This window comes from Streptomyces sp. NPDC002018, from assembly GCF_042890865.1.
Taxonomy (GTDB): Bacteria; Actinomycetota; Actinomycetes; order Streptomycetales; family Streptomycetaceae; genus Streptomyces.
The window spans coordinates 160769-187188 of the sequence record NZ_JBIASO010000006.1 but is presented as its reverse complement, the minus strand read 5'-3'; the positions used below and the strand labels follow the sequence as shown (position 1 = coordinate 187188).

At 71.1% G+C, this 26420-nt stretch carries 25 protein-coding genes; 18 read left to right on the top strand and 7 right to left on the bottom strand.

All coding sequences use genetic code 11. The features are described from left to right. The first annotated feature begins 51 nt into the window (after positions 1-51). From tsaB to ACFYYH_RS12040, 5 genes are all read left to right on the top strand, one after another. Positions 52-831, top strand: a complete 780-nt coding sequence (gene tsaB, locus ACFYYH_RS12060; RefSeq protein ID WP_388549250.1) for a tRNA (adenosine(37)-N6)-threonylcarbamoyltransferase complex dimerization subunit type 1 TsaB — start codon at positions 52-54, stop codon at positions 829-831. A gap of 221 nt (positions 832-1052) precedes the next feature. Then, positions 1053-1523 (top strand): ribosomal protein S18-alanine N-acetyltransferase, encoded by a 471-nt coding sequence (gene rimI, locus ACFYYH_RS12055; RefSeq protein ID WP_388549689.1) that lies wholly within the window; start codon positions 1053-1055, stop codon positions 1521-1523. A 5-nt stretch (positions 1524-1528) separates the two neighbouring features. Then, positions 1529-2674 carry a tRNA (adenosine(37)-N6)-threonylcarbamoyltransferase complex transferase subunit TsaD gene (gene tsaD, locus ACFYYH_RS12050; protein WP_388549248.1) on the top strand — a complete coding sequence of 382 codons (1146 nt, stop codon included), beginning with the start codon at positions 1529-1531 and terminating at the stop codon, positions 2672-2674. Positions 2675-2681: 7 nt separating this feature from the next. Further along, positions 2682-2933, top strand: a complete 252-nt coding sequence (locus tag ACFYYH_RS12045) for a hypothetical protein (protein ID WP_388549246.1) — start codon at positions 2682-2684, stop codon at positions 2931-2933. A 168-nt stretch (positions 2934-3101) separates the two neighbouring features. Beyond that, entirely contained in the window at positions 3102-3458 is a 357-nt protein-coding gene (locus tag ACFYYH_RS12040; protein ID WP_388549244.1) for a YciI family protein, read from the top strand. Between the two features lie 277 nt (positions 3459-3735). On the opposite strand, the gene ACFYYH_RS12035 is transcribed toward ACFYYH_RS12040, so the two are convergent. Beyond that, complete coding sequence (locus ACFYYH_RS12035) at positions 3736-4242, bottom strand: potassium channel family protein (RefSeq protein ID WP_388549241.1); 507 nt, start codon at positions 4240-4242, stop codon at positions 3736-3738. Between the two features lie 112 nt (positions 4243-4354). On the opposite strand from ACFYYH_RS12035, the gene ACFYYH_RS12030 reads away from it, so the two are divergent. Further along, on the top strand, positions 4355-5023 hold the full coding sequence (locus ACFYYH_RS12030; RefSeq protein WP_388549239.1) for a hypothetical protein: 669 nt from the start codon (positions 4355-4357) through the stop codon (positions 5021-5023). Between the two features lie 71 nt (positions 5024-5094). Further along, the gene (locus tag ACFYYH_RS12025; RefSeq protein ID WP_388549236.1) at positions 5095-5460 is read left to right on the top strand and encodes a hypothetical protein; all 366 of its coding nucleotides are present in this window, start codon (positions 5095-5097) and stop codon (positions 5458-5460) included. A gap of 136 nt (positions 5461-5596) precedes the next feature. On the opposite strand, the gene ACFYYH_RS12020 is transcribed toward ACFYYH_RS12025, so the two are convergent. Next, complete coding sequence (locus tag ACFYYH_RS12020) at positions 5597-6865, bottom strand: SAM-dependent methyltransferase (protein WP_388549235.1); 1269 nt, start codon at positions 6863-6865, stop codon at positions 5597-5599. 212 nt (positions 6866-7077) lie between these two features. Between ACFYYH_RS12020 and ACFYYH_RS12015 the strand changes: the two genes are divergently transcribed. The 4 genes from ACFYYH_RS12015 (at position 7078) to groL (ending at position 10858) form a co-directional block, all read left to right on the top strand. Then, complete coding sequence (locus ACFYYH_RS12015) at positions 7078-8091, top strand: polysaccharide deacetylase family protein (protein ID WP_388549232.1); 1014 nt, start codon at positions 7078-7080, stop codon at positions 8089-8091. A 16-nt stretch (positions 8092-8107) separates the two neighbouring features. Continuing rightward, positions 8108-8482, top strand: coding sequence for a hypothetical protein (locus tag ACFYYH_RS12010; protein WP_388549230.1), 375 nt, complete (start codon positions 8108-8110; stop codon positions 8480-8482). Between the two features lie 340 nt (positions 8483-8822). Continuing rightward, entirely contained in the window at positions 8823-9131 is a 309-nt protein-coding gene (gene groES / locus ACFYYH_RS12005; protein WP_023539274.1) for a co-chaperone GroES, read from the top strand. Between the two features lie 101 nt (positions 9132-9232). Further along, entirely contained in the window at positions 9233-10858 is a 1626-nt protein-coding gene (groL, locus tag ACFYYH_RS12000; protein ID WP_388549227.1) for a chaperonin GroEL, read from the top strand. Between the two features lie 227 nt (positions 10859-11085). Here groL and ACFYYH_RS11995 read toward each other — a convergent pair whose 3' ends face one another. The 3 genes from ACFYYH_RS11995 to ACFYYH_RS11985 form a co-directional block, all read right to left on the bottom strand. After that, positions 11086-11859 (bottom strand): SDR family NAD(P)-dependent oxidoreductase, encoded by a 774-nt coding sequence (locus tag ACFYYH_RS11995; RefSeq protein WP_388549224.1) that lies wholly within the window; start codon positions 11857-11859, stop codon positions 11086-11088. 22 nt (positions 11860-11881) lie between these two features. After that, positions 11882-13396, bottom strand: coding sequence for a multicopper oxidase family protein (locus ACFYYH_RS11990; RefSeq protein ID WP_388549221.1), 1515 nt, complete (start codon positions 13394-13396; stop codon positions 11882-11884). Positions 13397-13646: 250 nt separating this feature from the next. After that, positions 13647-14327 (bottom strand): MOSC domain-containing protein, encoded by a 681-nt coding sequence (locus tag ACFYYH_RS11985; RefSeq protein ID WP_388549219.1) that lies wholly within the window; start codon positions 14325-14327, stop codon positions 13647-13649. 82 nt (positions 14328-14409) lie between these two features. Between ACFYYH_RS11985 and ACFYYH_RS11980 the strand changes: the two genes are divergently transcribed. Further along, complete coding sequence (locus ACFYYH_RS11980) at positions 14410-15300, top strand: LysR family transcriptional regulator (protein WP_388549217.1); 891 nt, start codon at positions 14410-14412, stop codon at positions 15298-15300. 144 nt (positions 15301-15444) lie between these two features. On the opposite strand, the gene ACFYYH_RS11975 is transcribed toward ACFYYH_RS11980, so the two are convergent. Continuing rightward, positions 15445-15804, bottom strand: coding sequence for a WhiB family transcriptional regulator (locus ACFYYH_RS11975; RefSeq protein WP_388549214.1), 360 nt, complete (start codon positions 15802-15804; stop codon positions 15445-15447). 427 nt (positions 15805-16231) lie between these two features. On the opposite strand from ACFYYH_RS11975, the gene ACFYYH_RS11970 reads away from it, so the two are divergent. The 4 genes from ACFYYH_RS11970 (at position 16232) to ACFYYH_RS11955 (ending at position 20588) form a co-directional block, all read left to right on the top strand. Further along, positions 16232-16843, top strand: coding sequence for a response regulator transcription factor (locus ACFYYH_RS11970; RefSeq protein WP_003948568.1), 612 nt, complete (start codon positions 16232-16234; stop codon positions 16841-16843). A gap of 297 nt (positions 16844-17140) precedes the next feature. Further along, positions 17141-17716 carry a sigma-70 family RNA polymerase sigma factor gene (locus ACFYYH_RS11965; RefSeq protein WP_066949642.1) on the top strand — a complete coding sequence of 192 codons (576 nt, stop codon included), beginning with the start codon at positions 17141-17143 and terminating at the stop codon, positions 17714-17716. A gap of 121 nt (positions 17717-17837) precedes the next feature. Next, a complete protein-coding gene (guaB, locus tag ACFYYH_RS11960; protein ID WP_388549211.1) occupies positions 17838-19340 on the top strand; it encodes an IMP dehydrogenase in 1503 nt (500 codons plus the stop codon). A gap of 123 nt (positions 19341-19463) precedes the next feature. Continuing rightward, positions 19464-20588 carry a GuaB3 family IMP dehydrogenase-related protein gene (locus ACFYYH_RS11955; RefSeq protein ID WP_388549209.1) on the top strand — a complete coding sequence of 375 codons (1125 nt, stop codon included), beginning with the start codon at positions 19464-19466 and terminating at the stop codon, positions 20586-20588. Positions 20589-20705: 117 nt separating this feature from the next. Here the strand turns inward: ACFYYH_RS11955 and ACFYYH_RS11950 are convergent, their stop codons facing one another. After that, entirely contained in the window at positions 20706-21968 is a 1263-nt protein-coding gene (locus ACFYYH_RS11950; protein WP_388549206.1) for a nucleotide sugar dehydrogenase, read from the bottom strand. A 264-nt stretch (positions 21969-22232) separates the two neighbouring features. On the opposite strand from ACFYYH_RS11950, the gene ACFYYH_RS11945 reads away from it, so the two are divergent. Then, positions 22233-23939, top strand: coding sequence for a glycerol-3-phosphate dehydrogenase/oxidase (locus tag ACFYYH_RS11945; protein WP_388549203.1), 1707 nt, complete (start codon positions 22233-22235; stop codon positions 23937-23939). Positions 23940-24452: 513 nt separating this feature from the next. After that, a complete protein-coding gene (locus ACFYYH_RS11940) occupies positions 24453-26402 on the top strand; it encodes a serine/threonine-protein kinase (RefSeq protein WP_388549200.1) in 1950 nt (649 codons plus the stop codon). Positions 26403-26420: the final 18 nt, after the last annotated feature.

The window sequence follows — 26420 nt, the reverse complement described above, 5'->3', positions numbered from 1 at the left end:
CTGACGGTACGGGGCGCCGTGCCTTGGGCGCCGGAGCCGTAGGCTGTTTGCGTGCTTCTGCTCGCCGTTGATACCGCCACGCCCGCCGTCACCGTCGCTCTCCACGACGGAACCTCCGTCCTGGCCGCGGAGAGTCAGGTCGACGCGCGCCGCCACGGAGAACTGCTCCTTCCCGCCGTCGACCGTGTCCTCGCGGAGGCCGGGCTGAAACTGGACGCCCTCACCGATGTGGTCGTGGGGGTGGGGCCGGGACCGTACACGGGACTGCGCGTCGGACTGGTGACGGCCCTGACCTTCGGCTCGGCGCTCGGGGTGCCGGTGCGCGGGCTGTGCACCCTGGACGGGCTCGCGTACGCCTCCGGGCTGGAGGGGCCGTTCGTCGTGGCGACGGACGCCCGCCGCAAGGAGGTCTACTGGGCACGGTACGCGGACGCCCGTACGCGGCTGACCGAGCCGGCCGTCGACCGTCCCGCCGATATCGCCGGTCATGAACACGTGGTGGGGGTGCCCGCCGTGGGCGCGGGGGCGCTGCTCTATCCCGATGTCTTCCCGGACGCGCGCGGTCCCGAGCACCAGTCGGCCGCCGCGCTGGCGTCGCTGGCCGTGGAGAGACTCGCGGCGGAGGCCGGGTCCGGGGCCGCGCTCGGCTCCGGCTCCGGACCCGGTTCCGGTCCCGGAGCCGGACCCGGTCCCGGTTCGGATACCGGTTCGGATCCTGGGGCAGGGGCGTCCACCGGGCCCGGCGGGGGCTTCCTGCCGGCGCTCCCCCTGTATCTGCGCCGTCCGGACGCGCAGGTGCCCAAGAACTACAAGGTGGTCACCCCGAAGTGACCGATGCGACTGGCGCGGCGGACGAGGGCCGGAACGGGACAGAGGCGGTGCGGGCGGCCGGGGAGACCGGGACGGCCGGGGAGACCGGGACGGCCGGGGCGAGGGGGGCCACCGGGGAGCCGGACGGGTCCGGAGCACCCGGCGTGACGGCTCCTCCGGGCGCGGCGGCGGCTGCCTCCGTGCCGCCCGCCCCCGCCCGCTCTTCCGTTCTGCTGCGGGAGATGCGCTGGTGGGACATCGAGCCGGTGCTCGCCCTCGAACACGATCTCTTCCCCGAGGACGCCTGGTCCCCGGCCATGTTCTGGTCCGAGCTGGCCCACGCGCGCGGCCCGCGGGCCACCCGCCACTATGTGGTGGCGGTCGAGCCGGAGGACGGCCGGATCGTCGGCTACGCCGGACTCGCCGCCGCCGGGGGCCTCGGTGACGTACAGACCATCGCCGCGGCCCGCGGCCAGTGGGGCAGCGGCCTGGGCTCCCGGCTGCTCACCGATCTGCTCCAGCACGCCACCGCCTTCGAGTGCGAGGAGGTGCTGCTCGAAGTGCGGGTCGACAATCTCCGGGCCCAGCGGCTGTACGAGCGGTTCGGCTTCGAGCCGATCGGATTCCGGCGCGGCTACTACCAGCCGGGCAATGTCGACGCGCTCGTCATGCGCCTCCATATGAAGACCCATGAAGACCCATCAAGGAACTGAGATCCATGGCTGACGAACCCCTCGTCCTCGGTATCGAGACCTCCTGTGACGAGACGGGGGTCGGCATCGTCCGCGGGACGACGCTGCTCGCCGACGCCGTCGCGTCGAGCGTCGACGAGCACGCGCGCTTCGGCGGTGTGGTGCCGGAGGTCGCCTCCCGCGCGCATCTGGAGGCGATGGTGCCGACGATCGAGCGCGCGCTGAAGGAGGCGGGTGTCTCCGCCCGTGACCTGGACGGTGTCGCGGTGACCGCGGGGCCCGGCCTGGCCGGTGCGCTGCTGGTGGGGGTCTCGGCGGCGAAGGCGTACGCGTACGCCCTCGGCAAGCCGCTGTACGGCGTGAACCACCTGGCCTCCCACATCTGCGTCGACCAGTTGGAGCACGGTCCGCTGCCGGAGCCGACGATGGCGCTGCTGGTGAGCGGAGGGCATTCGTCGCTGCTGCTCGCGCCGGACATCACCAGCGACGTACGGCCCCTGGGGGCGACGATCGACGACGCGGCGGGTGAGGCGTTCGACAAGATCGCGCGCGTGCTGCACCTCGGCTTCCCCGGTGGTCCCGTGATCGACCGGCTGGCGAAGGAGGGCGATCCGGCGGCGATCGCGTTCCCGCGCGGGCTGACCGGGCCGCGTGACGCGGCGTACGACTTCTCCTTCTCCGGCCTCAAGACGTCCGTGGCCCGCTGGATCGAGGCGAAGCGGAACGCGGGCGAGGAGGTGCCGGTACGGGATGTGGCGGCCTCCTTCCAGGAGGCGGTGGTGGACGTACTGACCCGGAAGGCCGTACGCGCCTGCAAGGACGAGGGCGTGGACCATCTCATGATCGGGGGCGGGGTCGCGGCCAACTCACGGCTGCGGGCGCTCGCGGCCGAGCGCTGCGAGCGGGCGGGGATCCGGCTGCGGGTGCCGCGTCCGGGGCTCTGCACGGACAACGGCGCGATGGTGGCGGCGCTGGGCGCGGAGATGGTGGCGCGCGGCCGGCCGGCGTCCGACTGGGAGCTGTCGGCGGACTCGTCGCTGCCGGTGACGGAGCCGCACGTACCGGGCGCCGCCCCCGGCCACGACGAGGGCGATCGGCACGGCCACCATGGCCACCACGACCACGGTCATGATCATCTGCATGAACTGGGCAAGGACAACCTGTACTCGTGAGGCATTCATGACCGTGGCGCTGATGTGGGAGGCGAAGGCGGTGCCCGGCCGGGGCGCGGAGCTGCTGGCATGGGCGCGGGCGCAGGACCTCCCGTACGCCCCGCTGCGGCGCGAGGTCTTCCGGGCGCCGCAGGACCGCGTGCTGGTCATCACCTGGTGGGACGGTCCGTACGACGCCGATGTCCCCGAACTGCCGGACCCGGCGCCGGACATGACGGCCCGGCCGGTCCACCGCTGGCGCTTCGAGGCGCTGGATTAGCGGGGGGCGGGGGAGCGGACGGGCGGATTCCGCGGAAGAGGTTCCCGGCGTGTGTCGATCCGGGTGGCTTCCGCTCGACGTAGAGGTGAGGAGCGGGAAACGGTCCGCCCCTGCCGACACCGACACCCACACGGACCCCGACACCGGCCCCGACACCGAGGAGTCACCATGCCGCGCTTTCTGTCCTTCATCAGCGTCGACGAGAAGAACGCGCCCGAGGGCGGGCCGAGCCCCGAGCTGACGCGGCGGATGGGCGAGCTGATCGAGGAGATGACCAAGGCCGGGGTGCTGCTCGACACCGCCGGGCTGACCTCGTCCGCCCACGGCGTGCGCTTCCGGCGGACCGGGGGGAGGCTCACGGTCACCGACGGCCCGTTCACCGAGGCCAAGGAGGTCATCGGCGGGTACGCGATCGTGCAGGCGAAGGACAGGGAACAGGCCGTCGAGTGGACGCGGCGCTTCGTGGACGTCCACGAGGACGAGTACGACCTCACGGTCGAGCTGCGCGAGATCGCCGAGCCGTAGGCCCTGTCCGGCGGAGCTGGACGGCGAGGGGTGGCTCGTTCCGGTCGGTGTGCCCAGGGGGCGCCTTCCGGTTCTGCTGGGGAGACTTGACGTGGTGCGGACGGGGACGAGGAGGCTGGGGTGCTGCGGATTCACTTCACGGCCAACGATCTCGCGTGAACGCGGATCTCGACCACGTGGGGGCCTCTGGGTGAGACCTTCTTCGGTCGGGCTGAAGGAGTTCGCCGACTGACGGGCGCCGGTCCGGCCGGAGCGGGCCGAGGGGCTTCGCCGGGTGTCAGTCGCCTCTGTTCCTCGACGGGCCGCCCGGGGGTTTCAGCAGGAGTTCCAGGCGGTCGAAGCGTTCGTGCAGGGCGCGCATGTCCTCGGAGACATCGGTCCTGCCCTCGCGTTCGGCGTGTTCCAGGGTCAGGGCGAACCGGCGCATACGGTGGGCGGCGCTGCTGACGAACCAGGTGGCCAGGGACGCCGTGACGATGCTGAAGACGGAGATGCCGACGAGCATCACCACACCGGCGACGACCCGCCCCCACGGGGTGACCGGATACATGTCCCCGTAGCCGACGGTGGTGGCGGTCTCCACGGACCACCACAGGGCGCGGGGGAAGGACGTGATCGTCGCGCGGGAGGCCGATGCCTCGACCGGGACGATGATCCACGAGCCGATCAGCAGGACGAGCACCAGGAGCAGGGTGGCCCATACGGCGGCCTTCACATGGAGCCGTTGCCAGGGTTCACCTCTCAGCAGCCGTTTCAGCAGGTACGTGAGGGAGATCGGCGGCATGGCCCCGAAGCTACTGCCGGCCGGGCCGGGGCGCCCCGCCCGACACTCGCCCCCTGGTCCCGAACGTCACCCCGCGTCGTCGGGCCCCGCCCGTCCCGTTACCCTCGGCCGGGTGATCAGCAAGGTCAGCGTGGCCGGCCGTCTGCGGCTGCCGCCGCCCCCGCCGCCCCCGCATCTGCGCTCCTGGCCCGACCGTGAGGCGCTGCTCGCCGACCGGGCCGCCACCATGGCCGCGCTCGCCGGACGGCGGCTCGGCATCGGGCGGCTGGTGCTGCTCTGGCTGACCGGAGCCGTCGCCGCGCTCGGCTGGGCGTCCGTGGGGCTGGCGATCCAGAGCTTCGAGCAGGGCGGGCTCGGCCAGGTGACCGGGCTGGTGGCGCTCTTTCTCGCGGCGGTCCTGCTGATACCCGCCGGGGTCGCGCTCGGTTACTGGCTGGAGCGTGGCCGTACCGTACGGCAGCGGCTGGAAGCCTGGGCCGAGCTCGACCAGGACCCCCCGAGGGACCTCCGTGTCCGCGCGCACGGGCGGAGCGTGATGTGGCTGCTGCTCTCCGTGGTCCTGTGCGCGCTCGGGGTGTGGGCGACGGCCGCCGCCTGGACGGGGGCCGCGCCGGGACCCGGTTCTGTCACCGTGGGTGAGACGGTCTACGCGCTGGGTCTCGCGGTCACGGCCCTGGCGACCGGGGTCCTGGGCGCTGTCCAGTCGTATGCGCATCAGGCCTGGTCAGGGCGGTTGCTGAGTCCTGTACCCGAGCGCAGGGGCGGGGGCGCCCACCGCTGAGGCCGTTCCTCGGGTGTCCGTCCTATGCTGAAGAGAGAACGCATGCGCCATTCACGGTGAAGGGGCGGCGGATGGAATGGCTTTGGTGGATTTTCGTCTTCTTCATCGTGGGCGGATTCGGATGGATCGCCGACACCGGCCGGACCGCGCTCCGGACCCGGCACGAGCGGCGGATCGAGCTCCTGAGGCTGGAGAAGAAGGAACGGCTGGCCCTGGAGCAGGCGCACAAACCGCCGGAGCCCGTCTGTGGCTGTACGCACCATCTCGCGAAGCATGACAAGCGGGGCAAGTGCCACGAGGAGGTCGAGGTCGCGACGGAGTGGGACGAGAACAAGAAGCCCCTGCGGTACGAGCGCAGGCAGTGCAACTGCCAGCAGTACGTCGGCCCGCAGCCGCTGTCGCAGATCTACGCGGACGAGCTGACCGACCTCCAGTAGCCGCGGACCTCCAGTAGCCACGGACCTCGCCACGGACCTCGCCACGGACGTCGCATGGACCTCCGGTGGGCAGGCGGGTCACGCCCCCGCCCCCTCCGGGCGGTGGCCGCCGTTCTCGCGGGCCCTTTCGGGGGCCCTACTTTTTCGCCGGGTGGCCGAGCAGCATGGTCGGGGCGCCCGCGACGCGGGTGAGGAAGACCGTGGAGGCGTGCGGCCCCTTGAGCTTCAGCCGGCGGCGGAGTTCCTCCGGTTCCACGGCGGAGCCGCGCTTCTTCACCGTCAGGACACCGACCTCGCGTTCGCGCAGCAGGGCCTTGAGTTTCTTGAGGCCGAAGGGGAGTTCGTCGGTGATCTCGTAGGCGGTGGCGTACGGGGTGGAGCGCAGTTCGTCGGCCGTGATGTACGCGATCGTCTCGTCGAGCAGTCCGCCGTCCAGCTCTTCGGCCACCTCGGCCACCAGATGCGCGCGGATGACGGCCCCGTCCGGCTCGTACAGGAAGCGGCCCGTCCCGCGGACGGCCGGGTCCGGCAGGCCACGGCCGGTGAGCGTGCGGACCGAAGGAGCGCCGTCGGTGCCAGGAGCGCCGACGGCACCGGCGGCGGGCGGCGTGGCGGTACCGGCGGTGAGCAGCGTGGCGCGGCGGCTGCCCGGGGTGACGGAGCCGGGCGTTCCGCCGTGCCAGAGCACGGCCTCCTTGACATCGCCGCCGTCCGAGATCCACTCGGCCTCGAAGTCGTCGGGGATCAGCTCGTGCGGAATACCGGGCGCGATCTTGACCGCGCCCGCGCCGGCCCGGCGCACCGCGTCGACCGCCCAGGACAGGGGTGGCGAGTAGGCCTCCGGATCGAAGATCCTGCCCCGGCCGCCACGCCGGGCCGGGTCGATGAACAGGGTGCGGGACCCCGTCAGGTCGTACTCCAGGACGTCCGCCCGCGTCACCGTCGCGGCCGGTGCCGCCGGTGCCAGATTCCGTAGGTTCTCGGCCGCGATCTCGCAGGTCAGCGGGTCGAGATCGACGGCGGTCACGGCGAAGCCCGCACGGGCCAGCTCGATCGCGTCGCCGCCGATGCCGCAGCACAGATCGGTGATCCGGAGCTCCGGCGCCAGGGCGCGCAACCGGTCGGCCCGGTACGCGGCGACGCTGCCGCGCGTGGCCTGTTCGATCCCGTTCGGCGTGAAGTACATCCGGGACGCGTCCCGTGCGCCGAACTTCGCCGCTCCGCGCTGGCGCAGCCGCGCCTGGGTCAGCGCCGCCGAGACCAGTTCCGCCGGGTGCTCACGGCGCAGCCGGGTGGCGAGAGCCAGTTCGCCGGCCGGGTCGTGGTCGCGCAGGTCGGCGAGGAGCGCCTGGCCCTCGGCGGAGAGCAGCGGGGCGAGGAGGGGAGGGAGAGGCGAGGGAGACATGGCGGACGGGGCGGTCGTGGGAGGCAGGGGAGACGACGAGGGAGACGAGGGGGACGAGGGGGACGTGCGCGACGAGGAGGGCGAGCGGGGGGAGACGGGGGAAGGGGCGCGGTCGGTCACCCGGTCCATTGTGGGCCAGCCGGGGGACGGTGCGCGCCGGGGCGGCGGTGTCGGCCGGACGCGGACGTGGCGCGCTGACAGGATACGACACCATGCAACTAGTACGACAAAAAGAAGAAATGACCGCAAAGGTGACGGAGACGGCGAAGGGGGTCGGGAGCGGCATGGGTGGGGGCGGTAAGGGGGGCAGCCACGGCAGACGAGGGCGTGCGGTGCTGGCCGCCCTGCTCGTCGCGGCGATCGGTTCGGGATGCGCCGTCGGATCCGGTGAGGTGCCCAAGCCCACCGCCGGGCACCCGGGCCAGCCGGGCGGACCGGGCCATCCGGACGCGAAGAAGGAGGCCCCGGCCGGGATGATCACCGGCTATGCCGAGAACCTCCGCCGCAACCAGGCGGCCCGTGCGATCGCGGCCAAGAAGTGGGGGCTCGGCGCCACCCCGCTGCCCGCGCCCAGACCGCCCGCGGTCAAGCCGGCCATCACCACCCGCGAGGGCTTCGAGGTCGAGAGCAGCGAGGATCTGCCGCCGGTCTTCACCACCGTCCCGACCAAGGACAAGGTCGTCTTCCTGACCATCGACGACGGCGTGGAGAAGGATCCCGAGCTGCTGCGGATGATGAGCGAGCTGAAGATCCCGTACACCGCCTTCCTCAGCGACTACGTGATCAACAGCAACTACGACTACTTCAAGAAGATGCAGGACAACGGGGTGACGCTGAACAACCACACCCTCAACCACCCCTATCTGCCCGGTCTGACCTACGACGAGCAGAAGCGGGAGATCTGCGGCCAGCAGGACAAGCTCCAGAAGCGGTACGGCCACCGGCCCGCGCTCTTCCGGCCGCCGTTCGGCAACTACAACCGGGACACCCTGGTCGCCGCCAAGGAGTGCGGTGTGAAGGCCGCACCCCTGTGGGCGTCGGAGGCATTTCCCGACCACATGGAGTGGCGGGAGTGGGACCGCGACATGCACCCCGGGGACATTATCCTCACCCACTTCCGCGGGCCCGACGAGTGGTCGGGCTCCATGCCCGACATGATCCGGCATGTGATGAAGGTGATCACGGACAAGGGGTACGCCGTGGGCAAGCTGGAGGACTACGTATGACACCGGCGGAGTACCTGTGAGGCTCGGGGAGGACGCGTGCGGCCCCGTCGCCCCGGTGGGCGCGGCACGGGCGCGGAGAGCCGCCGGGGGCCGCGGGAGAGCCGAGTACCGGCTGCTGGCCGGTGCGCTGGCGGCCGGCGCGCTCATCACCGCCGGCTGCGCGCAGTCGTCCGATCCGGTGGACCCGATCGAACGGCTCGGCCGCAAGGCGGCGCAGAAGGTCGGTCCGCACGCCCCGCCCCCGGTCTCGCGGCCCGAGCACCGGCCGGGCGCCGTACGGCTCGCCCCGCAGCCCCGGGAGATGTGCCCCGGGGAGGAACCGCGGGAGGGGCGGCCGGTCATGGACACGGGCCCCGGCGGCCCCGGCGGGAACGCGGGGGCCCGGCTGTGAGCGCCGGTGTCGCCCCGGGATGAGACCGGGGCGAGCCATGGCCGCCGGAGCCGGGCCGTTCGCGTCGGCGCGGGCGCGGGCGTGTGCGCCGCTCGTACGGGTGTGCGGAATCAGGGGCCTCACACGGGCGTTTCCGTACCGGTACGGAAACGCCACGCGCAGCCGTATTGGCACTCCGCTTGACCGAGTGCTAATCGCGGTCATAGTCTCGGGTCTGGCACTCCCCACTGGAGAGTGCCAAAGCGCGACTGGCAGATCCGGCACCCGCGACGACGGATCGACCTGGTCGCCACCCTCAGACAGTTAACCCCGTGAGATCTCCGAAGGGGGAGGTCGGATCGTGACGACCGCCAGCACCAAGGTTGCCATCAAGCCGCTCGAGGACCGCATTGTGGTCCAGCCGCTCGACGCCGAGCAGACCACGGCCTCTGGCCTGGTTATCCCGGACACCGCCAAGGAGAAGCCCCAGGAGGGCGTCGTCCTTGCTGTCGGTCCGGGCCGTTTCGAGAACGGCGAGCGGCTTCCGCTCGACGTTTCCGTCGGCGATGTCGTTCTGTACAGCAAGTACGGCGGCACCGAGGTGAAGTACAGCGGCGAGGAGTACCTCGTCCTCTCGGCTCGCGACGTGCTCGCGATCATCGAGAAGTAATCACCCACGTACGAGTTTGCTTGTGAACCGCGCCCCTGGCCGCCCTTCGATTGCCGGGCGGACAGGGGCGCGGTTCGTGTGAGAGGACAGAGAAAGCTCCCATGGCGAAGATCCTGAAGTTCGACGAGGACGCCCGTCGCGCCCTCGAGCGCGGCGTCAACAAGCTTGCCGACACGGTGAAGGTGACGATCGGCCCCAAGGGCCGCAACGTCGTCATCGACAAGAAGTTCGGCGCCCCGACCATCACCAACGACGGTGTCACGATCGCCCGCGAGGTGGAGATCGACGACCCGTTCGAGAACCTGGGCGCGCAGCTCGTGAAGGAGGTGGCGACCAAGACCAACGACATCGCGGGTGACGGCACCACCACCGCCACGGTGCTGGCCCAGGCGCTGGTCCGCGAGGGCCTGCGCAATGTCGCCGCCGGCGCTTCCCCGGCCGCCCTGAAGAAGGGCATCGACGCCGCCGTCAAGGCCGTCTCCGAGGAACTGCTCGCGACCGCCCGTCCGATCGACGACAAGTCCGACATCGCCGCCGTGGCCGCGCTCTCCGCGCAGGACCAGCAGGTCGGCGAGCTGATCGCCGAGGCGATGGACAAGGTCGGCAAGGACGGTGTCATCACCGTCGAGGAGTCCAACACTTTCGGTCTGGAGCTGGACTTCACCGAGGGCATGGCCTTCGACAAGGGTTACCTGTCCCCGTACATGGTGACCGACCAGGAGCGTATGGAGGCCGTCCTCGACGACCCGTACATCCTGGTCCACCAGGGCAAGATCTCCTCCATCCAGGACCTGCTGCCGCTGCTGGAGAAGGTCATCCAGTCGGGTGGCTCCAAGCCGCTGCTGATCATCGCCGAGGACGTCGAGGGCGAGGCGCTCTCCACCCTGGTCGTCAACAAGATCCGCGGCACCTTCAACGCGGTCGCGGTGAAGGCCCCCGGCTTCGGTGACCGCCGCAAGGCCATGCTCGGCGACATCGCCACCCTCACGGGTGCGACCGTCATCGCCGAGGAGGTCGGCCTCAAGCTCGACCAGGCCGGTCTGGACGTGCTGGGCTCCGCCCGCCGCGTCACCATCTCCAAGGACGACACGACCATCGTCGACGGCGGCGGCAACTCCGCGGACGTCGTCGGCCGCATCAACCAGATCAAGGCCGAGATCGAGGGCACGGACTCCGACTGGGACCGCGAGAAGCTCCAGGAGCGCCTCGCGAAGCTGGCCGGCGGCGTGTGCGTGATCAAGGTCGGCGCCGCCACCGAGGTGGAGCTGAAGGAGAAGAAGCACCGTCTGGAGGACGCCATCTCCGCGACCCGCGCCGCGGTCGAGGAGGGCATCGTCTCCGGTGGTGGCTCCGCCCTGGTGCACGCCGCCAAGGTGCTGGAGGGCAACCTCGGCAAGGAGGGCGACGAGGCCACCGGTGTCGCGGTCGTCCGCCGCGCCGTCGTCGAGCCGCTGCGCTGGATCGCCGAGAACGCCGGTCTTGAGGGCTACGTCATCACCTCGAAGGTGGCGGAGCAGGACAAGGGCCACGGCTTCAACGCAGCGACCGGCGAGTACGTCGACCTGGTGAAGGCCGGTGTCATCGACCCGGTGAAGGTCACGCGCTCCGCGCTGGAGAACGCCGCGTCCATCGCGTCGCTGCTGCTCACGACCGAGACCCTGGTCGTCGAGAAGCCGGCCGAGGAAGAGGCCGAGGCGGGCCACGGCGGCCACGGCCACAGCCACTGACCGCCGGCACGTCCGCGCGTACGGTCTGAACGCACCGAGGCCCGGCGCCCCCTCCACGGGGGCGGCCGGGCCTCGGCGCGTTCCACCACCATGACCCGCCCGCCCGGCACGGGCCCGCACGCGTCCGCAGGTGCCGCACCGGGGGCGGGGGTCTTCCGTTCGGATCAGGCCGCGCGGCCCGGGGGTCTTCCGTGCTCCCCGACCCAGCCGGATCCGAACGAAAGACCCTAGCGCGGGCCGTACTTGCGGCCCGTCTTCGCGGTGATTCCGCCCAGCAGGCCGCGCGGTGCCAGCTTGGCCGCGCCCATCAGCGCCTTGTACCGGGGGTCGGGCACGGACACCGTCCTTCCCCGGGACAGATCCGCCAGCGCCGCCGTCACCACCTTGTCCGCGTCGAGCCACATCCAGCCCGGGATGTTGTCCGTGCCCATCCCGGCCCGTTCGTGGAACTCGGTCCGTACGAAGCCGGGGCACAGCGCCATCAGCCGCACCCCCGTCCCCGCCAGATCCCGGGACACGCCCTGGGTGAACTGCACGACCCAGGCCTTCGAGGCGCCGTACGTACCGCGCGGCAGGAACGCCGCCACCGACGCCACATTGACGACTCCGCCCCGGCCGCGCTCCCTCATCCCCGCGACCCCCGCCGAGGTCAGCCGGAGCACGGCCTCGCAGTGCACCTTCAGCATCGTCAGCTCATCGGCCATGGAGACATCGAGAAAACGGCCCCTGTTGCCGAAGCCCGCGTTGTTGACGAGGAGATCGACCGGCTGTCTGCGGTCCGAGAGCCGCCTCTCCACCGACTCGATCCCGCTGTCGGTGGAGAGGTCGGCCGTCAGCACCTCGGCCTCGATGCCATGCCGGTCGTGCAGCTCGGTGGCCTGTTCCCGCAAGCGCGTGGTGTCGCGCGCCACCAGTACGAGATTGTGCCCGTCCGCCGCCAGCCGGCGCGCGAAGGCGGCACCGATCCCGGCCGTCGCGCCCGTAATCAAAGCAGTCGTCATACGCGGCACGTTAGTGCCTGAGTCAGTGCCCCTGATGTGCGTGGACAGCAGATGGACGGCCCGCCCGCCGCCCCTTCCCGACCACCACGAACTGGCCCATCATCCCCTGGTCCTCGTGGGCGAGCAGATGACAGTGGTACATGTACGGGGAGTTGGGGTCGGCCGGCCCGTCGAAGCGCATCGCCAGCACGACGGTCGTACGGTCGGGGACGAAGACGGTGTCCTTGGCGCCGCGCAGCGCCGGTCGCGGCGCACGGCCGTTGACCGACAGGATCCTGGACTGCACGCCGTGGACATGGAAGTTGTGCGGTATCCCGTTGGTGTTCCGTACGGTCCAGACCTCCGTCGTACCGCGCGCGACCGTGGCGTCGACCCGGCCCATGCTCATCCTCCGGCCGTTGATCCCGGAGACCTTGAGGTCGAAGAAGCGTGTGCGCGCGGCCTGCGAGCCGTCGGGTATCTCCGGTTTTCCCAGGGTGACCGGCAGGGCGGAGGAGTGACGCAGCCGCTCGCGGGCACGCAGTTCCAGGATGTCGAAGCTGTCGTCGCCCCCGTTGAAACGCTGGTTGTAGAAGTCCTGGCCGATGGAGAGCGGATAGCTGCGCAGTACGGTCCGCTCCCCGGGCCGCACCCGCACCACGATCTCGGCGCGCTCGCCCGGTGAGAGCTGGATCCGGTCCATGGACGCGGCCTTCTCCAGCAGTCCGCCGTCCGTGGCGATCAGCGAGAAGGCGCGGTTGTCGTCGAAGCCGAAGTCGTAGGTGCGGGCCGTCGAGGCGTTGAGCAGCCTCAGCCGTACGAGGTCGTCGCCGACCACGCGGTACGGGTCGAGCGTGCCGTTCACCATCGTCCGGTCACCGAGGAAGCCGGTGGTCTGCAACAGCCCGTGCCCGTGGTCGAACCGCGCTCCGTCGAACTTCACGTCCTGGACGATCAGCGGCAGATCGTTCACCCCGTAGGTGTCGGGCAGTCCGAGTCCGAGGGACTTCGCGTCGTCCAGGATGAACATCCCGGCGAGCCCGCGCTGCACATGGTCCTCGGTCTCGCCGTGCGGATGCGGGTGGTACCAGAGGGTCGCGGCCGGCTGGTCGACCTTCCACTGCGGCGACCAGGTCGCTCCGGGAGCGACCATCTGGTGCGGGCCGCCGTCCATCCGCGCGGGCAGACGCATCCCGTGCCAGTGCACGGTCGACGCCTCGCCGAGTGCGTTGCGCACCCGTACCCGCACCTTCTCACCGCGCGCGGCGCGCAGTGTGGGCCCCAGATAACTGCCGTTGAAGCCCCAGGTCGGAGTCCTTCTCCCGGCCGTGAACTCCGTCTCGCCGGCCTGCATCCTCAGGTCGAAGACCCGGGTGCCGTCGGGACCGACCGTCGACCGGGCGAGCGGCGGAACGGCCAGTTCGTTGCGGAAGCCGCCCCGGCCGGCCGTGGACACCTTGGCGCCGGAGTACACCCAGAGGAAACCGCCGCCGGCCGCCAGGGTGAGAACGATCCCGGCCGACAGGAGAATGATGAGAACGCGCTTGAAGCCAGACATGCTCAGAGCGTCCCGGCGGGGCCCGTCCCCCTTCATCGGGGGCGCCCCCGAGGCGCCCCCGAGACCCCACCCGTCCCTCTCAGGGGCATCCCCTACACAGGAAGTATTCCGTCCGAGGAGCCCCAGGTCAGGGCCGTTTCACCGGGCCTCATGTGCCGCTCGCCCATGTGCCGCCGACCTATGGTGCCGCACCCCCTGTGCCGCCGACCTATGTGCCGCACCCCCTGTGCCGCCGGCCCGTGTGACGCCGCTATGCCGTGGTGCCCGCTCCGTACCGGGCGACGTACTCCCGTGCCGTCCTCAGCTTCTCGGCGTGCAGCGCCTCCCCGGCCACGAGGATGCGCGGCAGCAGTTCACGCTCGGTGGTGACGGCACGGAAGGCCATGGACACCGTGACCTCGTGCGCGGGCCGGTGGATTATCTCGATCGCGTCGCCCGCGCGGATCTCGCCGGGGGTGATGACCCGGAGATACGCCCCCGTCACGGCCTGCCGCGTGAAGCGCTTGAGCCAGCCCGTCTCGCCCAGCCAGCCCTGGAACGTACGGCACGGAATCCGGCCGCTCGTCGTCTCCAGCACCACCTCGGAACCGATCCGCCAGCGCTCACCGATCTTCGCGCCGGTGATGTCGAGCCCGAGCGTGGTGAGGTTCTCACCGAACGCGCCGTTGGCCAGCGGCCTGCCCAACTCCCTTTCCCAGTAGTCCAGATCCTCCCGCGCGAACGCGTACACCGCCTGGTCGCTGCCACCGTGGTGGCGCAGATCGCAGACGGTGTCCCCGGCGAGACCGCTGCCGCCCCGGCCCTTCGGCCCGGGATCGGTCACCCGTACGGGACCGTCGGCCGGCCGCTTGTCGATTCCGGTGGCGCCGCCAGGGGCGTCGGTGTACCCCACGGCCTTCGGCCGCCCCACATTCACGGTCAGAAGCTTCATGGCCGTCACGTTATCCGGCCCTCATTCAAAGCAACCAGCCGTTATATGGCGGTGGCCCAAAGACTCTCTTATGGTGTGGCGTGTGATCGAGGCCCGTCATCTCCGTGTTCTGCGCACCGTGGCCGCCACCGGCTCCTTCTCGGCGGCGGCGCGCGAACTGGGCTGCACCCAGCCCGCCGTCAGCCAGCAGATGAAGGCGCTCGAATCGTCCGCGGGCACCCCGTTGATCGTCAGGACCGGCCGGGAGACGCGGCTGACGGAGGCGGGCGAGGTCCTCGTGCGCCATGCGACGGGCATCCTCGCCGGACTCACCGCCGCCGAGGAGGAGATGGCGGCCATCGCGGGACTGCGGGCGGGCCGGGTCAGGCTCGTCTCGTTCCCCAGCGGCAGCTCCACCCTGGTGCCCGCCGCGCTCGCCGCCCTGCGCGCGGCCCATCCCGGCACCCGGGTCTCGCTCGTCGAGGCCGAGCCGCCGGCCTCCGCGGCGATGCTGCGGGACGGCGACTGCGATGTGGCGCTGGCGTTCCGGTACGGCGGCTCCGCCACGGAGTGGGACGACCTGGTGGTGCGCCCCCTGCTGGTGGACCGGCTCGTCGGGGTCGTCCCCGAGGGCCACCGGCTCGCGGACGCGGGGACGGTCGCGGTCGGCGCGCTGGCGGACGAGTCATGGATCGCGGGCTGTCCGCGCTGTCGTGAACAACTCGTCGGCGCCTGCGAGGAGTCGGGGTTCACGCCCCGGATCGACTTCGCGACGGACGACTATCCGGCCGTGATCGGCCTGGTCGCGGCGGGGCTGGGGGTGGCGATGCTGCCGGAGCTGGCGCTGGAGGCCGTACGCCCCAAGGGGGTCCGTACGCTCACGGTCGAGCCGTCGGTCCACCGGGAGATCGTCGCGCTCACGCTGCCGGATCTGGCGCGGGTGCCGGCCGTGGCGGCGACTCTGGATCAACTGGTCCTGGCCGCCGCGCGCTGAATCCTTCGCGGGCGGGAGGCGGGGAGCGGGGGTGGCGGGAGCGGGAGTGGCGGGAGTTGCGGGAGTAAGAAGTTCAGGAGGTGCGGAAGGCGCGGGAGGTGCAGGAGGTGCAGGAACGTTTCTGCGTCGGCTGTGCGCGTGGGGTCAGTCGTTGTCGTGGCCGTCGTGCCCGTGGGTGCCGCCCGGCCCCGGTGCGGAGGCCGAGGTCGACGCTGTGATCAGCCGGGTACGCGCGCGCCCCATCAGTTCCTCACGCTCGTCCTCGGTCAGTCCGCCCCACACGCCGTACGGCTCCCGTACCGCGAGCGCGTGCGCCGCGCACTCCGCGCGGACCGGGCATCGCATGCACACCTCTTTCGCCGAGTTCTCGCGCGCGCTCCGTGCCGCGCCTCTCTCCCCCTCCGGATGGAAGAAGAGTGAACTGTCTACACCACGACAAGCCGCCAGGAGCTGCCAGTCCCACAGATCCGCGTTCGGTCCGGGAAGGCGGGAGAAATCTGCCATTGCTCATGTCCCCTTGGAAACCGTGCTGAGGCGGGTGCGGGCCGCGTGGACGCCGGGTTCGAGCCCGACGCGCAACTCGCACCGGTGCTCACGACCGTACATCTACTATCCAAGTAGATGTAAATATGACTCATTGCGAATCTAGCCACAGACACCAGCAAAAGTGAAGAAAAGCCGCTAAATGGGGCATAGCTCTGTGTGAACCGCCCGCCCACCTGCGACGCTCTGCTCTGTGTCCGACCCCTCACAGGGAGTGCTGAACTCCGCCGTCCGACCCGTAACTCTTTCGAGTGACCGTCGTTGAGTGTGTGAGGCGGTTGAGAGAACGAGCGCTCGGGCACATGTCCGAGCGCGTCAATCGCACAGGTGACGATATGTACCCAGCCTGGAGGCTCAAGGTGACGCGCATCAGCTGCGGAGGACGGTCATGACATCCGTCCTCGTCTGTGACGACTCCCCGCTTGCCCGAGAGGCGCTCCGCCGCGCGGTCGCGACCGTGCCCGGCGTCGAGCGCGTGACGACGGCCGCCAACGGCGAGGAAGTCCTCCGCCGCTGGGGCGCCGATCGGTCCGACCTGATCCTGATGGACGTCCGCATGCCCGGCCTGGGCGGTGTCGAGACGGTCCGCCGACTGCTCTCGGCCGACCCCGGGGCCCGGATCATCATGCTCACGGTCGCGGAGGACCTGGACGGGGTCGCGCTCGCGGTCGCCGCCGGTGCCCGCGGCTATCTCCACAAGGACGCCTCGCGCGCCGAGCTGCGTGCGACCGTCACCCAGGCGCTCGCCGACCCGACCTGGCGGCTCGCGCCGCGCCGGCTCCGCTCGGCCGAGATGGGGGCCGCGCCCACGCTCACCGCGCGGGAGATCCAGGTGCTCGAAGGCATGAGCCACGGCCGCTCGAACGCGGAGATCGGCCGTGAGCTGTTCCTCTCCGAGGACACGGTCAAGACCCACGCCAGGCGGCTCTTCAAGAAGCTCGGTGCCTCGGACCGCGCGCACGCCGTGGCGCTCGGCTTCCGCTGGGGCCTGGTCCGCTGAGGCGACAGGTCCTCACCACCCGTCCGCTGCCGGGTCCTGTTCAGCCGGACAGGACCTGGGCGGGGCGGGGCGCGGGGGGCCGCAGGATCTGGGCGGGACCGGACGACGTACGCCCGCGGGCATCCGTTTCCCGCGCGATGCCGCATCCTTGAGGGTGTGGAGTTCCTCGGGGACGAGTCGGACGAGCGCGAGGGGAGGGCGCAGGGGATGAGTTCTGCCGCACCCGCTCATAACGCTTCGGTGCACAACTACGGACGCGGTGCCACCGATCAGCAGCCGCCAAGGCACCATGGTCCGATGCGCGATGACGAGACCACGGTGATCGGTGCGCTCGTTCACCGTGCCGTCGACGGCGACGCACAGGCCACGCACGATCTCCTGGCCCGCGTGCACCCGCTCGCGCTGCGCTACTGCCGTACGCGCCTGAGCAGGCTGCCGGGCGACGCGCGGCACTTCGTGGAGGACCTCGCGCAGGAGGTCTGTGTCGCGGTTCTCATGGCCCTGCCGCGGTACCGCGACACCGGCAGGCCCTTCGAGGCGTTCGTCTTCGCCATCGCCGGGCACAAGGTCGCCGATCTCCAGCGGGCCGCCATGCGCCATCCGGGATCCACGGCCGTACCGTCCGACGAGATGCCCGAGCGGCCGGACGATTCGCTCGGCCCGGAGGAGCGGGCCCTGCTCAGCAGCGATGCCGAGTGGGCCAAGAAACTGCTCGCCAATCTGCCGGAGAACCAGCGCGAACTGCTGGTGCTCCGGGTCGCGGTCGGGCTGACCGCGGAGGAGACGGGCCAGATGCTGGGGATGTCCCCGGGCGCGGTCCGGGTCGCCCAGCACCGCGCGCTGAGCAGGCTGCGGGCGCTGGCGGAGCAGTGACACCGCCCACGGCCGAGGGCCCGGGGGTGACCCGATCGGTATACCGGGTGTGGAATGTGAGGCGTGCGGAGCCCGTTAGCATGGACATCCGCACCGATCAAGGCCATTTGGGGAAGGTGTCATGACTGCAAACGTCGACGGAGTGCCCGAGAAATTCGCGACGCTCGGGCTGACATACGACGACGTGCTGCTGTTGCCGGGCGCGTCCGACATGTCGCCCGACGCCATCGACACCTCCTCGTACCTCTCCAAGAACGTACGGGTGAACATCCCGCTGCTCTCCGCGGCGATGGACAAGGTCACCGAGGCCCGGATGGCGATCGCCATGGCGCGGCAGGGGGGCGCGGGTGTGCTGCACCGCAACCTCTCCATCGCCGACCAGGCCAACCAGGTCGACCTGGTGAAGCGTTCGGAGTCCGGCATGGTCACCGACCCGATCACGGTCCACCCGGACGCGACGCTCGCCGAGGCCGACCAGCTCTGTGCCAAGTTCCGGATCAGCGGTGTCCCGGTCACCGACCGCGGCGGCAAGCTGCTGGGCATCGTCACCAACCGTGACATGGCCTTCGAGGCGGACCGCTCGCGCCAGGTGCGCGAGGTCATGACCCCGATGCCGCTCGTCACCGGCAAGGTCGGCATCTCCGGTGTGGACGCCATGGAGCTGCTGCGCCGCCACAAGATCGAGAAGCTGCCGCTGGTCGACGACTCCGGTGTCCTCAAGGGCCTGATCACGGTCAAGGACTTCGTCAAGGCCGAGAAGTACCCGAACGCGGCCAAGGACAAGGACGGCCGGCTGCTCGTCGGCGCGGCCGTCGGGGTCGCGGGCGACGCGTACGAGCGCGCCCAGGCGCTGGTCGAGGCCGGTGTCGACTTCATCGTCGTCGACACCGCGCACGGCCACTCCCGGCTCGTCGGGGACATGGTCGCCAAGATCAAGTCCAACTCCGCGGTGGATGTCATCGGCGGCAACATCGCCACCCGTGAGGGCGCGCTGGCGCTGATCGACTCCGGTGCGGACGGCATCAAGGTCGGTGTCGGACCGGGCTCCATCTGTACGACGCGGGTGGTCGCCGGTATCGGCGTGCCGCAGGTCACCGCGATCTACGAGGCCTCGCTCGCCGCGAAGGAGGCCGGGGTCCCGGTCATCGGCGACGGCGGTCTCCAGTACAGCGGCGACATCGCCAAGGCCCTGGTCGCGGGCGCGGACACGGTGATGCTGGGCTCGCTGCTCGCCGGGTGCGAGGAGTCGCCGGGCGAGCTGCTCTTCATCAACGGCAAGCAGTTCAAGTCGTACCGCGGCATGGGGTCGCTGGGCGCGATGCAGTCCCGCGGCGACCAGCGTTCGTTCTCCAAGGACCGTTATTTCCAGGAGGGCGTGGCCTCCGACGAGAAGCTGGTGCCCGAGGGCATCGAGGGCCAGGTGCCCTACCGCGGCCCGCTCTCCGCGGTCGTCCACCAGCTCACCGGCGGACTGCGCCAGTCGATGTTCTATGTCGGCGGGCGCACGGTGCCCGAGCTCCAGGAGCGCGGCCGGTTCGTACGGATCACCTCGGCGGGGCTCAAGGAGAGCCACCCGCACGACATCCAGATGACGGTCGAGGCGCCGAACTACACCAGGAGCTGACCGAGCACTGAGCGTGTGTGCCCATGAGGGGCGGCCCCGGGAGTACGGGACCGCCCCTCAGGGATGTGCGAGAGGTGTCGGCGATACTGGAAAACGCAGACGTAGAGGGAAAGGCCACACATCGTGACTGAGATCGAGATCGGGCGCGGCAAGCGCGGCCGCAGGGCGTACGCCTTCGACGACATCGCCGTCGTCCCGAGCCGGCGCACCCGGGACCCGAAGGAGGTCTCGATCACCTGGCAGATCGACGCCTACCGGTTCGAGCTGCCGCTCCTGGCGGCTCCGATGGACTCGGTCGTCTCCCCGTCGACCGCGATCCGGATCGGGGAGATGGGCGGTCTGGGGGTGCTCAACCTGGAAGGCCTGTGGACCCGGTACGAGGACCCGGCGCCGCTGCTCGACGAGATCGCCGGTCTCGACGGGCCGAGCGCCAACCGCAGGCTCCAGGAGATCTACGCCGAGCCGATCAAGGAAGAGCTGATCGGGCAGCGCATCAAGGAGGTGCGGGACTCGGGCGTGGTCACGGCCGCCGCGCTCTCGCCGCAGCGCACCGCGCAGTTCTCCAAGGCCGTGGTGGACGCCGGGGTCGACATCTTCGTCATCCGGGGGACGACGGTCTCCGCCGAGCATGTCTCCGGAGCCGCCGAGCCGCTGAACCTGAAGCAGTTCATCTACGAGCTGGACGTGCCGGTCATCGTCGGCGGCTGTGCCACGTACACGGCGGCGCTGCATCTCATGCGTACGGGCGCGGCGGGCGTGCTGGTCGGCTTCGGCGGCGGCGCCGCGCACACCACGCGCAATGTGCTGGGCATCCAGGTCCCGATGGCCACGGCGGTCGCGGATGTCGCGGCGGCCCGCCGGGACTACATGGACGAGTCCGGCGGCCGGTACGTCCATGTGATCGCGGACGGCGGGGTCGGCTGGTCCGGCGATCTGCCCAAGGCGATCGCGTGCGGCGCGGACGCGGTGATGATCGGCTCCCCGCTGGCGCGGGCGTCGGACGCGCCGGGCAAGGGGCACCACTGGGGCATGGAGGCGGTCCACGAGGACGTGCCGCGCGGCAAGCTGGTGGATCTGGGCATCGTCGGGACGACGGAGGAGGTTCTGACCGGGCCTTCGCACATCCCGGACGGCTCGATGAACTTCTTCGGCGCGCTGAGGAGGGCGATGGCGACGACGGGGTACAGCGAACTCAAGGAGTTCCAGCGGGTCGAGGTGACGGTGGCGGACTCGCAGCACCGCCGCTGACGCGGGCGGCTCCCGGGCCGGATACCGCCGCGGGCGGCGGGTGTGGCTGTGGGGGCAGGGTGTCGCTGTGGGGGGTCGGACGGCCGAGGCTGTCCGGCCCCCTCGGACGTGCCTGTCTCACAACCGGTACGCGGTGCCCGCCGGGCTCGCCCCCCGTGTGTCCAGCAGGAGTTGCGCCTTCACCGCCAGGCCCTGGAGGTCGTACGTACGGTGGTGCTGGAGCAGCACCGTCAGATCGGCGGCGGCGGCGTCGTCGTAGAGCGAGTCCGCGCGCGGGACGGGCACCTGGCGCACCCGCCAGTCGGGCACATAGGGATCGTGGTAACTGACCGTCGCGCCCAGGTCCATCAGCCGGCAGGCGATCTCCGTGGCCGGTGAGCGCTGCTGGTCGGCGAGGTCCTGCTTGTAGGTCACACCGAGGAGCAGGACCCGTGCGCCGCGCGCGGACTTGCCGTGCTCGTTGAGCAGCGTGGCGCAGCGCTGGATGACGTACTGCGGCATGCGCGTGTTGATCTCCTGGGCGAGACCGACCATGCGCAGCGGATGGCCGGGGGTGCGGCCCGCGTGCGGCAGATAGCTGGGGTCCATCGGTACGCCGTGGCCGCCCACGCCGGGGCCCGGCCGGAAGGCCTGGAAGCCGAAGGGCTTGGTCTCGGCGCAGCGGATCACGTCCCAGAGGTCCACATCGAGTTCGTGGCAGAGCACCGCCATCTCGTTGGCGAGCGCGATGTTGACGTGCCGGAAGCTGGTTTCGAGGAGCTTGACGGTCTCCGCCTCGCGCGGACCGCGCGCGCGTACGACCTTCTCGGTCAGCCGTCCGTAGAAGGCGGCGGCCGATTCGGTGCAGGCGGGGGTGAGACCGCCGATCACCTTGGGGGTGTTGGCGAAGCCGTGGGTGCGGTTGCCGGGGTCGAGCCGGCCGGGGGAGTACGCGAGATGGAAGTCGCGGCCGGCGCGCAGGCCCGAGCCCTCTTCCAGGATGGTGCGGAGGAAGCCCTCCGTGGTGCCGGGCGCGGCGGGCGACTCCAGCAGCACGGTGGTGTGCGGGCGCAGCCGGGCGGCCAGCGCGCGGGCCGCCTCGCCGACCGCGCCGAGATCGGGGGTGCGGTCGGGGCCGAGGGGGGTGGGGGCGCAGATGACGGCGGTACGGACCCGGCCCAGCTCGGTCGGGTTGGTGGTCGGCCGGAAGCCCCCCGAGAGCATCCGGCGGATCTCCGAGGCGGTGAGCGAGCCCTCGACCGGGGGGTGCCCCGCGGCCAGCTCGGCGACGGGCCACGGGTCGGTGTCGTAGCCGATGGTGTCGACGCCGGCGGCCACGGCGGCCTGGGCGAGGGGCAGGCCGAGGTGGCCGAGTCCGATGACGGCGAGATCTGCGGGCACGGTGGTGGCCGTCCTTCCCTTAGCCGAGGTGGACAGTGAGCGCAAGCCCGGTGGACAGAATGGGGAAGCGCAATGTCAGACTAGGGTTAAATATGACCGTTATGCGGTATTGCGCGGCCGGGCATGTTCGGTTTCTCCCGCCTGGCCGTCTCCTCGTCACCCCAGGTGTGACCGGCGTTATCCACAGCCGGTGGCTGAAGTCGTGCCGTGCGGACAGAATCGATGATGTGAGCCCGACCAGACGGGGGACGACGGGAGGCAGCGGTGAGGACAGCGACACTGGGACCGGCCGAGCGCGTGCGGGCGCTCGCGGCGATGGCCGAGCGTGAACTGGACGTACTGGTCGTGGGCGCGGGTGTGGTCGGAGCCGGGACCGCCCTCGACGCCGTGACCCGGGGACTGTCGACCGGACTCGTCGAGGCGCGCGACTGGGCGGCCGGCACGTCGAGCCGTTCGAGCAAGCTGATCCACGGCGGTCTGCGCTATCTGGAGATGCTCGACTTCGCGCTCGTGCGGGAGGCACTCAAGGAGCGGGGACTGCTGCTGGAGAAGCTGGCGCCCCATCTCGTCAAGCCGGTGCCCTTCCTGTATCCCCTGCGGCACAAGGGGTGGGAGCGGCTCTACGCGGGCTCGGGCGTCGCGCTGTACGACGCGATGTCGGTGTCGTCGGGGCACGGCCGGGGGCTGCCCGTCCACCGCCATCTCTCCCGCCGGCACGCGCTGCGGGTGGCGCCCTGCCTGAAGAAGGACACGCTGGTGGGCGCGTTGCAGTATTACGACGCGCAGATGGACGACGCGCGCTATGTGGCGACCCTGGTCCGTACGGCGGCGACATACGGCGCCCATGTGGCGGCCGGGGCACGGGTGGTGGGCTTTCTGCGGGAGGGCGAGCGGGTCGTCGGCGCCCGTGTGCAGGACGTGGAGGCCGGCGGGGAGTACGAGATCAGGGCCAAGCAGATCGTCAACGCCTCCGGAGTGTGGACGGACGACACCCAGGCGCTGATCGGTGAGCGCGGACAGTTCCATGTCCGGGCCTCCAAGGGCATCCATCTCGTCGTGCCCAAGGACCGGATCCACTCCACGACCGGGCTGATCCTGCGGACGGAGAAATCGGTCCTGTTCGTCATCCCCTGGGGACGCCACTGGATCGTCGGCACCACCGACACCGACTGGGATCTGGACAAGGCCCATCCCGCGGCCTCCAGCGCCGATATCGACTATCTGCTGGAGCGGGTGAACGAGGTGCTGTCCGTCCCGCTGACACGGGACGACGTCCAGGGGGTGTACGCGGGGCTGCGCCCGCTGCTCGCCGGGGAGTCGGACGCGACCAGCAAGCTCTCCCGCGAGCACACGGTCGCGCATCCGGTGCCCGGCATGGTGGTGGTCGCCGGCGGCAAGTACACGACGTACCGGGTGATGGCCAAGGACGCGGTGGACGAGGCGGTGCACGGCCTCGACCAGCGCGTGGCGGAGTGCGTCACGGAGGATGTGCCGCTGCTCGGCGCCGAGGGATATCACGCCCTGTGGAACGCGCGAGCGAGGATGGCCGCGCGCACCGGCATCCATGTGGCGCGGGTCGAGCACCTGTTGAACCGGTACGGGACCCTGGTCGAGGAGCTGTTGGAGATGATCGCCGCCGATCCCGGTCTGGGGGAGCCGCTGGCGGCGGCGGACGACTATCTGCGCGCCGAGGTGGTCTACGCGGCCTCGCACGAAGGGGCACGCCATCTTGAGGATGTGCTCACCCGGCGGACCCGGATCTCGATCGAGACCTTCGACCGGGGCACGCGCAGCGCGCGGGAGTGCGCGGAGCTGATGGCGCCGGTGCTCGGCTGGGACAAGGACCAGATCGAGCGCGAGGTGGAGTACTACGAGAAGCGGGTGGAGGCGGAGCGGGAGTCGCAGCGGCAGCCGGACGACCAGACGGCGGACGCGGCGCGGCTCGGGGCGCCGGACATCGTGGCGATCTGACGGCCGTGACGCCCACCGTGACGGGGCGGGACGGGGACGGGGCGGGACGCGCGACGGGGCTCCGGCGCCGGGGCTCCGGCGCCGGGGCCGGCGCGACGCGGGTGCGCCAGGACGCGTGTGCGCGGCGACTGGTGCCGGGGTGGCTCGGTCGCCTGTCGCCTGTCGCCTGTGCCCGGTGGCCCGGTGGCGCGGTGGCGCGGTGGCGCGATGTCCCGGGGCCCGGTGCTCGGTTCTCCGGTGGTTCGGGGCTCTTGTGCCGTGGTGGCCCGCCGACTTGACGAGGGCGGGGCGGCTGTCGGCTTTCGCTGTAACTTCACTCACTTCAGCCCCCTGAGGCACACGCGGCACGCAGCACATTTGTGTCAAGTCCGAACAAGGCCATGATGGACTCGGGCCCCGGGAGCAGTGACGGTCCCGGAGTGAGGGACAATGAAGGCTCTGTCAGGGCGCGTTACGGCACCGCGCGGGCGGCCGGTGGTCGCGGGCCAGGATCAGGGATCGCAGAGGGGACGCATGTCGGAGTCGAAGCAGTCGCGGGACACGGCGCAGGAGCCTCAGCGGGACGAGGAGAAGAGCGCCGACGCCGTCGGCAGCCCGGAAGGGCGCCTCCTCGCGGGCAGGTACCGGCTGGGCGCGGTGCTCGGCCGCGGCGGTATGGGGACGGTCTGGCGGGCGCTCGACGAGACGCTCGGCCGTACGGTCGCCGTGAAGGAACTGCGCTTCCCCTCCAGCATCGACGAAGACGAGAAGCGCCGGCTCATCACGCGCACCCTGCGCGAGGCCAAGGCGATCGCCCGGATCCGCAACAACGGCGCGGTCACGGTGTACGACGTCGTCGACGAGGACGACCGGCCGTGGATCGTCATGGAGCTGATCGAGGGCAAGTCGCTGGCCGAGGCGGTCCGCGAGGACGGCACCCTGACCCCGAGGCGCGCCGCCGAGGTGGGGCTCGCGATCCTCGACGTGCTGCGCTCGGCGCACCGCGAGGGCATCCTGCACCGCGATGTGAAGCCGTCCAACGTGCTGATCGCCGAGGACGGGCGCGTGGTGCTCACGGACTTCGGCATCGCCCAGGTCGAGGGCGATCCGTCGGTCACCTCGACCGGCATGCTCGTCGGCGCCCCCTCGTACATCTCGCCGGAGCGCGCCCGCGGTCACAAGCCGGGGCCCGCCGCCGACCTCTGGTCGCTCGGCGGTCTGCTCTACGCGTCGGTGGAGGGCTGCCCGCCGTACGACAAGGGCTCCGCCATCGCCACCCTGACCGCCGTGATGACCGAACCGCTCGACCCGCCCAAGAACGCGGGCCCGCTGGAGGAGGTCATCTACGGGCTGCTCGCCAAGGATCCGGCGCAGCGCCTCGACGACGCGGGCGCGCGGGCGCTCCTCAACGCCATCATCGACGCGCCCGAACAGCCGCCGGGCGGGGCCGAGCCGGCCCCCGACGCCACCCGGGTCGTACCGCTGCCGCCCCTGCCCTCCGAGGACACGTCCGCGCGTGCGGCGGCCGCCTCGGCCGGTGACACGGGTGGGGACCGGGTACGCGGTGCGCTGCGCTCCGTACGGAACGCCACCGGGGCCACGTCCACGTCCGGGGCCGGGCAGCGGTCCGAGCCGGTCCAGCCGGCGCGGCCCGCCCCGCCGCGTGCCTCGCTCACCGATGTGGTGCCCCGGCGCACGCTGGTGATCATCGCGATCGTGGCGGCGCTGGCCCTGGTCTCCACGGTCCTGATCGTCGCTCTGAACGGGGGCGGCGGCGAGGCGTCGGGGCAGGGCGAGGACACCACGGCCTCGTCGGCCGGCTCCGCCGACGACAACGCCAAGGGCGGGGACCAGGGACAGAGCCCGGAGCCGGGCACGAGCACCGACGGCGAGGGCCAGGGGGACCCGGCGGCCTCGGCGGGGCAGGAGTCCGACGATTCCGATTCCGATTCCGGGTCCGGGTCCGGCTCCGGCCCGTCGGACGGCTCCGGTGGTTCCGGCGGTAAGGAGGCCGGGGGAGACGCGCTGCCCGCGGGGTACTCCACGGTGACCGACGGCCGGTTCCGGTTCTCGATGGCGATGCCCAAGGGATTCCACCGAACGGGCATAGCCGGGCAGAACTCCGGTGGTATCTACAGCGCCGACGGCGGATTCCCGCGTGTGCAGGTCGACTTCAACAGCAGCCCGACCGACGACGCGGTGGCCGCCTGGCAGGGGCTTCAGTCGGCCGTCAGCGGCAGCAGCAGCAACTACAAGCTCCTCGGTATCAAGAAGGTCGACTACAACGGCTATCCGACCGTCGCCGACTGGTCGTTCGAGCGCGACCAGAGCGGCCAGCGGATCAGGATCCTCAACCGAGGCTTCAAGATCGACGCCAAGCGCGGCTATTCGATCATGGTCAGTTGCCCGGCGGCCGAGTGGGACGCGACGGAGTGCAGGACGCTGCGCGAGACGGCGTTCGCCACATTCAAGCCGAAGGGCTGACCGGACCGGAGGATTCCA